The organism is Streptomyces sp. LS1784, assembly GCF_020103755.1.
In the GTDB taxonomy this organism is placed as follows: Bacteria; Actinomycetota; Actinomycetes; order Streptomycetales; family Streptomycetaceae; genus Kitasatospora.
This window is the reverse complement of the sequence record NZ_JAHSQD010000294.1, coordinates 1-10,275: the sequence shown is the minus strand read 5'-3', so window position 1 is coordinate 10,275 and position 10,275 is coordinate 1. Positions and strand designations below refer to the sequence as shown.

General features: G+C 72.0%; 11 protein-coding genes. 9 read left to right on the top strand and 2 right to left on the bottom strand.

Features of this window, described 5'->3' with window-relative positions; translation table 11 throughout:
* From dxr to KS423_RS27725, 5 genes are all read left to right on the top strand, one after another.
* A partial coding sequence (dxr, locus tag KS423_RS27745) for a 1-deoxy-D-xylulose-5-phosphate reductoisomerase (protein WP_224282512.1) occupies window positions 1-1,013 on the top strand: 1,013 nt, incomplete at its 5' end.
* Between the two features lie 69 nt (window positions 1,014-1,082).
* Complete coding sequence (locus KS423_RS27740; protein WP_224282511.1) at window positions 1,083-2,387, top strand: RIP metalloprotease; 1,305 nt, start codon at window positions 1,083-1,085, stop codon at window positions 2,385-2,387.
* A gap of 144 nt (window positions 2,388-2,531) precedes the next feature.
* The gene (gene ispG / locus KS423_RS27735; RefSeq protein ID WP_224282510.1) at window positions 2,532-3,692 is read left to right on the top strand and encodes a flavodoxin-dependent (E)-4-hydroxy-3-methylbut-2-enyl-diphosphate synthase; all 1,161 of its coding nucleotides are present in this window, start codon (window positions 2,532-2,534) and stop codon (window positions 3,690-3,692) included.
* Window positions 3,693-3,879: 187 nt separating this feature from the next.
* Window positions 3,880-4,755 carry a GNAT family N-acetyltransferase gene (locus KS423_RS27730; RefSeq protein ID WP_224282514.1) on the top strand — a complete coding sequence of 292 codons (876 nt, stop codon included), beginning with the start codon at window positions 3,880-3,882 and terminating at the stop codon, window positions 4,753-4,755.
* Between the two features lie 78 nt (window positions 4,756-4,833).
* A complete protein-coding gene (locus KS423_RS27725; RefSeq protein WP_224282509.1) occupies window positions 4,834-5,382 on the top strand; it encodes a GNAT family N-acetyltransferase in 549 nt (182 codons plus the stop codon).
* 25 nt (window positions 5,383-5,407) lie between these two features.
* Here the strand turns inward: KS423_RS27725 and KS423_RS27720 are convergent, their stop codons facing one another.
* On the bottom strand, window positions 5,408-6,358 hold the full coding sequence (locus KS423_RS27720) for an aminoglycoside phosphotransferase family protein (RefSeq protein WP_224282508.1): 951 nt from the start codon (window positions 6,356-6,358) through the stop codon (window positions 5,408-5,410).
* A gap of 189 nt (window positions 6,359-6,547) precedes the next feature.
* Window positions 6,548-7,474, bottom strand: a complete 927-nt coding sequence (locus tag KS423_RS47540; RefSeq protein ID WP_263455308.1) for a ferritin-like domain-containing protein — start codon at window positions 7,472-7,474, stop codon at window positions 6,548-6,550.
* A gap of 282 nt (window positions 7,475-7,756) precedes the next feature.
* Here KS423_RS47540 and rimP point away from each other — a divergent pair, with 282 nt between their 5' ends.
* From rimP to KS423_RS27695, 4 genes are all read left to right on the top strand, one after another.
* Window positions 7,757-8,296, top strand: a complete 540-nt coding sequence (gene rimP, locus KS423_RS27710; RefSeq protein WP_224282507.1) for a ribosome maturation factor RimP — start codon at window positions 7,757-7,759, stop codon at window positions 8,294-8,296.
* 55 nt (window positions 8,297-8,351) lie between these two features.
* On the top strand, window positions 8,352-9,353 hold the full coding sequence (gene nusA, locus KS423_RS27705; protein WP_224282506.1) for a transcription termination factor NusA: 1,002 nt from the start codon (window positions 8,352-8,354) through the stop codon (window positions 9,351-9,353).
* Between the two features lie 76 nt (window positions 9,354-9,429).
* Complete coding sequence (locus KS423_RS27700; RefSeq protein WP_224282505.1) at window positions 9,430-9,723, top strand: YlxR family protein; 294 nt, start codon at window positions 9,430-9,432, stop codon at window positions 9,721-9,723.
* 230 nt (window positions 9,724-9,953) lie between these two features.
* A partial coding sequence (locus KS423_RS27695; protein WP_224282504.1) for a translation initiation factor IF-2 N-terminal domain-containing protein occupies window positions 9,954-10,275 on the top strand: 322 nt, incomplete at its 3' end.

Sequence of the window (10,275 nt, the reverse complement as noted above, 5' to 3'; positions counted from 1 at the left end):
TGGCCGATCCGGCGGCCGAGCCGGCGCTGCGCGAGGCGCTGGCCGCGAAGGCGGCGGGCCGTCCGCTGCCGACCGTGCTGGTGGGCCCGGACGCGGCGACCGAGCTGGCCGCCCTGGAGTGCCACTCGGTGCTGAACGGCATCACCGGTTCGATCGGCCTGCGGCCGACGCTGGCCGCGCTGAAGGCGGGCCGGGTGCTGGTGCTGGCCAACAAGGAGTCGCTGATCGTCGGCGGTCCGCTGGTGAAGGCGGTGGCGAAGCCGGGCCAGATCGTGCCGGTGGACTCCGAGCACGCCGCGCTGTTCCAGGCGCTGGCGGGCGGCACCCGGGCCGAGGTGCGCAAGCTGGTGGTCACCGCCAGCGGTGGCCCGTTCCGCAACCGCACCCGGGAGCAGCTGGCCGGGGTGACCCCGCAGGACGCGCTGGCGCACCCGACCTGGGCGATGGGCCCGGTCGTCACGATCAACTCGGCCACCCTGGTGAACAAGGGCCTGGAGGTGATCGAGGCGCACCTGCTGTACGACGTGCCGTTCGACCGGATCGAGGTCGTGGTCCATCCGCAGTCGGTGGTGCACTCGATGGTGGAGTTCACCGACGGTTCGACCCTGGCCCAGGCCAGCCCGCCGGACATGCGGATGCCGATCGCGCTGGGTCTGGGCTGGCCGGAGCGGGTGCCGGACGCCGCTCCCGCCTGTGACTGGACCAAGGCGGCCACCTGGGAGTTCTTCCCGCTGGACGACGAGGCCTTCCCGGCGGTCGAGCTGGCCCGCGAGGTGGGCACCCTGGGCGGCACCAACCCGGCGGTCTTCAACGCGGCCAACGAGGAGTGCGTGGAGGCATTCCTGAAGGGCCGCCTCGTCTTCACCGGAATCGTGGACACTGTTGCCAAGGTCGTGGCCGAGCACGGCCGGCGGGACGGCGGTTCGGCGGCGGGAACTTCCCTGACGGTGGAGGACGTCCTGCACGCGGAGGACTGGGCGCGCGCCCGGGCCCGCGAGCTGGCGGCCGGCTGACGGTCGACTGACGACCCCGATTGCGGTAGGACGAGACGATGAGCGGAGCGGCATGACGGAGGACCAGCGGTGGCAACGGTTTTGACGGTGGTCGGCATCCTGGTCTTCGTCATCGGGTTGCTCGTCTCGATCGCGTGGCACGAACTCGGCCACCTCTCCACGGCCAAGCTGTTCGGCATCCGGGTGCCGCAGTACATGGTCGGCTTCGGCCCGACCCTCTGGTCGCGCCGGAAGGGCGAGACCGAGTACGGCATCAAGGCGATTCCGTTCGGCGGGTACATCCGGATGATCGGGATGTTTCCGCCGGGCGAGGACGGCCGGATCACCAAGCGCAGCAGCTCGCCCTGGCGCACCATGATCGAGGACGCCCGTGAGGCCTCCTACGAGGAGCTCCAGGAGGGCGATGAGCAGCGGCTCTTCTACACCCGCAAGCCGTGGAAGCGCATCATCGTCATGTTCGCCGGGCCGTTCATGAACCTGATCCTGGCGTTCGGGCTGTTCCTGACGGTCATGATGGGCTTCGGCGTCACCATGGCGGTGCCGACCATCGGCTCGGTCGCCCAGTGCGTGGTCAAGGCCGGCCAGCCCACCGACACCTGCCCGGCCGACGCGCCCAAGACCCCGGCCAACGAGGTCGGCCTGCGCCAGGGCGACAAGGTGCTCTCCTTCGACGGCGACCGGATCCGCGACTACGACCAGCTCCAGGCGGACATCCGGAAGTCGGCGGGCAAGCAGGTGACGATCATCGTGGACCGCGGCGGTCAGCAGCTCACCTTCACGCCCACCATCGCCGTCAACGACGTGCAGAAGTACGACGGCAACGGCGTGCCGGTGAAGGGCCAGACCGTCCAGGCGGGTTTCCTCGGGTTCACCCCCAGGAGCGAGACCGTCCAGCTCGGCTTCGGGCAGTCCGTCGACCGGATGTACGACATGGCCGAGAACGGGGTGCGGTCGCTGGCCGCCCTGCCCGGCAAGATCCCCGGCCTGTGGAACGCCGTGGTCGGCGACGCCCCGCGCGACCCGGACTCGCCGATCGGCATGGTCGGCGCCGCCCGGGTCAGCGGTGAGGTGTTCTCGCTGCACGAGTCGGCCACCCAGCGGATCGCGATCTTCGTGAACCTGCTGGCCGGCATCAACCTGTCGCTGTTCCTGTTCAACATGCTGCCGCTGCTGCCGCTGGACGGCGGCCACATCGCCGGCGCGGCCTGGGAGTCGGTCCGCCGCCGCTTCGCACGAATGTTCCGGAGGCCGGATCCGGGCCCGTTCGACGTCGCCAAGCTGATGCCGGTCGCATACGTCGTGGCCAGCATCTTCATCGGATTCACCCTGCTGGTGATGGTGGCCGACCTGGTGAACCCGGTGAAGATCGGCTAGGGCGTCGGGGGACGGCGGGTGTGCTGGGCGCCCGGACCGTGCCGTACCGTGGAGGCCGGGTGCGCGGGAGTTCGCGCGCCCGGCCTCGGCCGTCCCAGCGGCCGGGCGGATGACCACACCTCAACCCCGGGGAACCCTGCGCACATGACCGCGATCTCGCTCGGTATTCCGTCCCTGCCGCTCAAGCCGCTCGCCAAGCGCCGTTACTCCCGGCAGATCATGGTCGGCAACGTGCCGGTCGGCGGTGACGCGCCCGTCTCGGTGCAGTCGATGACCACCACGGTGACCGCGGACGTCAACGCCACGCTGCAGCAGATCGCGGAGCTGACCGCCTCCGGCTGCCAGATCGTCCGGGTCGCCTGCCCGTCGCAGGACGACGCCGACGCGCTGCCGATCATCGCGAAGAAGTCGAAGATCCCGGTCATCGCGGACATCCACTTCCAGCCGAAGTACGTCTTCGCGGCGATCGACGCCGGCTGCGCGGCGGTGCGCGTCAACCCGGGCAACATCAAGGCCTTCGACGACAAGGTCGGCGAGATCGCCAAGGCCGCCAAGGACGCCGGGATCCCGATCCGGATCGGCGTCAACGCCGGTTCGCTGGACAAGCGCCTGCTGGAGAAGTACGGCCGGGCCACCCCGGAGGCGCTGGTCGAGTCGGCGCTCTGGGAGTGCTCGCTGTTCGAGGAGCACGACTTCCGCGACATCAAGATCTCGGTCAAGCACAACGACCCGGTCGTGATGATCAACGCCTACCGCCAGCTGGCCGCCGCCTGCGACTACCCGCTGCACCTCGGCGTGACCGAGGCGGGGCCGGCCTTCCAGGGCACCATCAAGTCGGCGGTCGCCTTCGGCGCGCTGCTGGCCGAGGGCATCGGCGACACCATCCGGGTCTCGCTCTCCGCCCCGCCGGCCGAGGAGATCAAGGTCGGCAACCAGATCCTGGAGTCGCTCGGGCTGCGCGAGCGCGGCCTGGAGATCGTCTCCTGCCCGTCCTGCGGGCGTGCCCAGGTGGACGTCTACAAGCTCGCGGAGGAGGTCACCGCCGGGCTGGAGGGCATGGAGGTGCCGCTGCGAGTGGCCGTCATGGGCTGCGTCGTGAACGGCCCGGGCGAGGCCCGGGAGGCCGACCTCGGCGTCGCCTCCGGCAACGGCAAGGGGCAGATCTTCGTGAAGGGCGAGGTCATCAAGACCGTTCCGGAGTCGAAGATCGTCGAGACCCTGATCGAGGAGGCGCTGAAGCTCGCCGAGCAGATGCAGGCGGCGGGTGTCGAGTCGGGGGCGCCGACCGTGGTCGCGGGGGAGTGAACGGTTGCGGGGGAGTGACCCCGCACAGCTTGTCCTGACCGCGCGGGAGCGTCCGCACGGTGTTTTCCGGAAAGCGGGGCCGTCCGTTCGCGGACGGCCCCGCGGCCGTAGCCGGGTGGGGCCACGGAGTAGGGTGCGGCCAGAGTCGTCTCAGTGAGGTGCTGTCTCGATGCTCGATCGAGGTGTGATGCTCCCGAGCTCCTTCCAGGCCGTCCGGGCCCTGGCCACCACCCGCGTGCTGGAGCCGCCGGACCTCCCGGACGTCCTGGAGATCCTCCACCGCGACCCGGTCGCCAACGCCTTCGTCGCGACCAGGGTCGAGGCCGTCGGGCTGGACCCGTGGCGGCTCGGCGGGGAGATGTGGGGCTGGTACGACGGGGACGGCGTGCTGGACGCGCTCTGCTACACCGGGGCGAACCTGGTCCTGGTCAACGCCGGGTCCGAGGCGGTCGCGGCGTTCGCGGAGCGGGCCCGGCGGCAGGGGCGGCGCTGTTCCTCGATCGTCGGGCCGGCGGCGGCCACGGCGGCCTTCTGGGCGCTGCTGGAGCGCAGTTGGGGGCCGGCCCGGGAAGTGCGGGCGCACCAGCCGTTGTTGGCGACCTCGGTGCCGTCGGCGGAGATCGCGCCGGATCCGCTGGTGCGGAGGGTCCGGCGCAACGAGGTCGAGGACCTGATGCCGGCGTGCGTGGCGATGTTCACCGAGGAGGTGGGGGTGTCGCCGCTGGCGGGGGACGGGGGGCTCCTCTACCAGGCCCGGGTGGCCGAACTCGTCTCCACCGGGCGGTCGTTCGCACGATTCGGGGAGGACGGGCAGGTCGTCTTCAAGGCGGAGATCGGGGCGGTGACGGAGGGGGCCTGTCAGATCCAGGGGGTCTGGGTCGCTCCGGAGCACCGGGGGCAGGGGCTCTCCGAGACGGGGATGGCGGCGGTCCTGGACGTCGCGTTGCGGGAGGTGGCGCCGGTGGTGTCGCTGTACGTCAACGACTTCAACCTGCGGGCCCGGGCCGCGTACCGGCGGGTGGGGTTCCGGGAGGTCGGGGCGTTCATGAGCGTGTTGTTCTGAGCGGGTCGAACGAGCCGTGCGAGATGTGGTTGGGATCTTCGGCCGCGCTGCGGGGCCGCTGGTAGTAACGTCCGGAGCATGGATCAGCTGACCGGGGTGACGATCGAGGCCATCGACCTTGCGGCTTGGGCGCCGCAGGCGCTGGAGGTCCAGGCGGTGGCGTTCGGGCTGACGCCCGAGGAGGTCGCGATCCGGCTGCACATCGTGGGGCGGCACGCCCTGCAGCCCGGGGTGATCGCGCTCGGGGCGATGAGCGGGGGGCGGCTGATCGGGTTCGGGTACGGGATGCCCAACCATCGGGAGCACTGGTGGAGCACCGTCATCGAGCCGTATCTGACGGCCCGGGGGTACGAGGACTGGCTGGACGGGGTCTTCGCCGTCACCGAGCTGCACGTGCTGCCGGAGTTCCAGGGGCAGGGGGTCGGCTCGCGGATCATCCGGACGCTGTGCGAGCGGTCGGGGCTGGACCGGAGCATCCTCTCGGCGATCGACGCGGAGACGCCGGCACGGCGGCTCTACCGGGCGTTGGGGTACCGGGATCTGGCGCGGGCGGTGCGGTTTCCGGCGACGGACCGGCTGTATGCGGTGATGGGGGCTCGGTTGCCCTTGCGGGGGGCCGGGGCGTAGGGGCCGGGGCGTAAAGATTCGTGGGTCAGAGGGAGTTGGCGAATTCGAGGTAGAGCTCGGCGTCTTCGCGGCGGTCCGCGGTGAGGGCGCGGAGGGCGAGGTCGACGGCGCGGAAGAGGGTCCAGCCGCGGAGTCGGTCCTGGTCGACTTCGAGGGCTTCGGAGAGCCGGCCCAGCCGACGGCGGACGGCGGCGGGGGCGCCGGGGGCACCGAGCAGGGTGTCGGCGCGGTCCAGGGCGAGGCGGGCCAGGTCGTAGGCGCGTTCGCCGGCCAGTGGGCGCGGGTCGATGGCCAGCCAGGGGGCGCGGTCGGCGGCCAGGACGTTGCCGTGGTGGAAGTCGCCGTGCAGGAGGAAGGACTCGTCGGCGGAGTCGGCCAGGGTCCTGGCGGTGTCCAGGGCCTCGGCGATCAGGGGCTGGGCTTCGGTGATCGCCGCGTGGTGGGCCGGGTGGCGGTCCGGGCGGGGGGCCGCCAGGGCGGCGGCGGTGGCGGTGGCCGCGGCCACCCGCTGGGGGACGGTGGGGAAGGGGTGTCCCGCGGGGAGTTCCGTCCAGAGGCGGTGCAGCAGGCTGGTGGCCTCCAGCATGGCCTTGGGTTCGGCGAGGGAGCGCAGCGGGATCTCGCCGTGGAGGCGTTCGAGCAGGAGGACGCCCTCGGCGGGGGCGGCGTCGAGGAGGAGGACGGCTCCCCGGCCGGCCCAGTGGGTGAGGGCGGTGTGCTCGTGGGCGGTCTCGGGGGTGGGCAGGCCGACCTTCAGGACGGCCGGGGAGAGGTCGTCGCGGTGGACGTACGCGATGAGGCTGAGACTGCCGCCGGGGTCGAGGGTCCGTTCCAGGGTGAGGTTCCAGGCGGCGAGGTGGGCGGTGGCCCTGGCGGGGAGGGTGGCCAGCCATTGGCGGCCGGCCTCGCCGTGGGTGGTGGCGACGCTGTTCGTCAGCCAGGTGGGGACGGTGATGGTGGGTTCGGCTCCCGACATGGGTCCATTGTCGGGGTTTGGGGGCTGGGACGGGGCTTTCGGAGGGTGGGTGTCGGGGGCGGCTCCGGCGGTGGCCGTTCCGGGGGCTGGATGGTTTTCCGACTGCCGAACCCTGTGGGTGGGGGTTGCCGGGGGTGGTTCTGTGTGGGCGCGGGGGCGTTCGCCACGCGCCCGCCGAGGTTCCGGGGGTCAGCTGGGGATGCCCGGGAAGGGGGTGGCCGGGGCGCCCCAGCGGAGGGCGCGCAGGGTGGTTTCGCGGAGGGCGGTGGCGGCGAGGGGGCGGTAGGGGGCGGGGACGTCGGCGACCAGGTCGGCGTAGACGGTGGTCAGGCGGGTTTCCAGGTGGACGGCGAGTTTGGTGGCGTCGGCGGGGCCGGTGACGGGGAAGGGGAGCCGGTAGCCGCCGGCGGCGGGGGTGGGGGCGGCGGTGAAGGCGGTGAGGAGGCGTTGCCAGGCGTCGCGCTGGGCCTGGTGGGCGGCGTGGGTGGTGCGGGCGTCGGTGCGTTGGGGGTCGTCGGGGAGGTGGGCGCCGACCACGCCGTAGCCGTAGACGGCGGCGTGTTCGGCGCTGAGGGCGGTCTGGAGGGTGGGGACGGCGGCGGACCCGGTGGCGGGAGTGGCTTCGGCGCTGCCGTCGGGGGTCTTGACGGGGGTCTGGTCGCCGAGGGCCGCGGCGTGCAGGGCGTTGGAGGCGGAGATGGAGGCGAGCAGCCGGGCGAGGGGCGGGCTGACCTCGCCGAAGCCGTCGAGGTGGGACTCGGCGGTCCGGTGCTCCATGACGGCCAGCTCGGCGAGGGTGGGGAGGGAGCGGGACGGGGTGCTGGTGGGGGAGGGGCTCGCGGTCGGCAGGCCCTGGACGAGGGCGGCGCGGTGCTGGGCGGTGTCGTCGCGCAGGGGTTGGAGCAGGGCGGTCGGGGTGCCCGGGACGGTGAGCAGGTTGTCGTAGGCGCCGAGCAGGAGGTCGGTGTCGGCGATCGCACGGAGGCGGGCGGGGGTGTCCGGGTCGCGCGGTGGGGTGGGGCCGGCGGGGCGGTCGCCGCGAGGGTCGGCGGTGCAGGCGGTGAGGGTGGTGAGCAGTCCGAGGGCCAGGAAGGTCCTTCGGCTGGGCGGCTGCATCGCGGTCACTCCGGGCGGGTACGGGAGGACGGCCTCCCCGCCTGCCCTCGTTGGCGTGAATGATTACAGAATCCCCACGTTCCCGGGCCCGGTTCGGGGGTGCCGTGCCGGGTGTGAGCTTGCTCGCAGTGGGTGGTGTGCGAGTGGTCGGCGGAGGTCCGGAATCGGTGGTTGGGGGCTTGACCGGATAGGCTTTGGGCCGAGCTGCCGTGATCCGGTGTGGCACCGGGGGTGCGGGGCGACCTTCTGACAACAGCAGACGCGGCCGAGGAGTCCACCCGGATGAGCACCACCCACACCGACCGGCTGCGAGCGTTGCTGGAGCCGCTGGCCGAGCAGGCCGGACTGGATCTGGAGGACGTCAGGGTCACCAGGGCGGGCAGCCGCCGACAGGTGCAGATCGACGTCGACACCGATGACGGCGTGGACATGGACACCATCGCCGAGTTCAGCCGGGTGGTCGGTGAGGCCCTGGACGAGTCGGACCTGATGGGGGACGAGGCGTACCTGCTGGAGGTCGGCTCGCCGGGTGCGGAGCGTCCGCTGGTCCTGCCCCGGCACTGGCAGCGCGCCGAGGGTCGGCTGGCCAAGATCCACCTGGTGGACGGCGGGGAGATCGTCGCCCGGGTGCTGGAGGCCGACGAGGACGGCGCACTGGTCGAGGTGCAGCCGGTGAAGGGGCGCGGCCGCCCGAAGGAGCGCCGTCTGGCGTACGCGGAGGTGGCCCGGGCTCGCGTCCAGGTCGAGTTCAACCGCAAGGACGACGACAAGCTCCTGGACGAGGCCGCGGACTTCGACGAGGGGGAGGACGGCGCCGAGTGACCCCCGGGTGCCGTACGACCATGACGAACGTGACGAAAGACGAGGAGGCGTAGCCGTGGACATCGACATGAGTGCCCTGCGCACGCTGGTCAACGAGAAGAACATCCCCTTCGACCTGCTGGTCGAGTCCATCGAGTCCGCCCTCCTCACCGCGTACCACCGCACCGAGGGCTCGCGCCGCCGGGCCCGGGTGCACCTGGACCGCAAGAGCGGCCACGTCACCGTGTGGGCCATGGAGGACCCGGCGGAGCTGGAGGAGGGCGTCGAGCCGAAGGAGTTCGACGACACCCCGAGCGGCTTCGGCCGGATCGCGTCCAGCATCGGCATCCAGGTGATGATGCAGCGCCTGCGCGACGCCGCCGACGACCAGACCTTCGGCGAGTACGCGGGCAAGGAGGGCGACATCGTCACCGGTGTCGTCCAGCAGGGCAACGACCCGAAGAACGTGCTGGTCGACATCGGCAAGCTGGAGGCCATCCTGCCGCCGCAGGAGCAGGTCCCGGGCGAGGACTACCGGCACGGCACCCGGCTGAAGTGCTACGTGGTGGCCGTGCGCCGGGGTGTGCGCGGGGCTTCGGTGACGCTGTCGCGCACCCACCCGAGCCTGGTGAAGAAGCTGTTCGCGCTGGAGGTCCCGGAGATCGCGGACGGCAGCGTGGAGATCGCGGCGATCGCCCGTGAGGCCGGCCACCGGACCAAGATCGCGGTCTGGTCGCGTCGCCAGGGCCTGAACGCCAAGGGCGCCTGCATCGGCCCGATGGGCTCCCGGGTGCGCGCGGTGATGGGCGAGCTGCACGGCGAGAAGATCGACATCGTCGACTGGTCGGAGGACCCCCGGGAGATGGTGGCCGCCGCCCTGTCGCCCGCGCGGGTGACCAGCGTGGAGATCGTGGACGCCGCCCAGCGTTCCGCCCGGGTGATCGTGCCGGACTACCAGCTGTCGCTGGCGATCGGCAAGGAGGGGCAGAACGCCCGCCTGGCCGCGCGTCTGACCGGCTGGCGGATCGACATCCGGCCGGACACCGAGGGCCAGTCCGAGGAATCGCAGGCCCAGTAGTCAGTGTTGTCGTGGCCGTCCCCGTCGGCCCTCCGGGATCGGCGGGGCGGCGCCATGTCGCTTCGGAGGGGTAGACTTGCCTTCGTCTGGCCGGACGCATGTCCGAGCACGCCCGGAACGCACCTGCGTGGGCTGCCGCAAGCGCGCGGCCAAGCACCAGCTGTTGCGTGTCACGGCGGTCGAGGGCGAGTGCGTCCCTGATCCCCGTGGCGCACTTCCGGGCCGGGGTGCTCACGTGCATCCCGATCCGGCCTGCCTCGACCTCGCGGTCCGCCGTCGGGCGTTCCCCCGGGCCTTCCGGCTCCAGGGCGCGCTCGACACGGAGCGGCTCCGCGAGTTCATCGGGGAGCGGGCGGGCGGAGCCTCCTAGGCGGGCCGCCTCCTGCGACGGCCGCCGCTCGCGCGGCGGAGAACCACCGCAACAAGGCACAGCGCGCGGGCAGCCGCACGCCGTGCCACCAGTCAGGTACCTCGCGATGTGGAAGTAGGTCGAGATTGCGATGAGCACTCGATGAGTACGCGATGAGTACGCGATGGGTACGCCCATGAAGTAGCGACAGTCCGGCGGACGAGACCCCCGGACTCATAGACAGGAGTGAAGTGGCTAAGGTCCGGGTTTACGAACTCGCCAAGGAACTTGGCTTGGAGAGCAAGGCCGTCATGGCCAAGCTCACCGAGCTCGGTGAGTTCGTCCGTTCGGCGTCCTCGACGATCGAGGCGCCGGTCGTGCGCAAGCTGACTGACGCGCTTGGTGTGGCCCCCACCGGTGGTGGTTCCGCTGCCAAGCCGGGCCCGCGGAAGACCGCGGCGCCCTCCCCCGCCGCCGGCTCGGGTGCCCCGAAGCCGGGGGCTCCGACTCCGGGTCCGCGCCCCGGCGCGACCCCAGGTCCCCGTCCGACCCCGGCTGCCGCCGCGCCTTCCG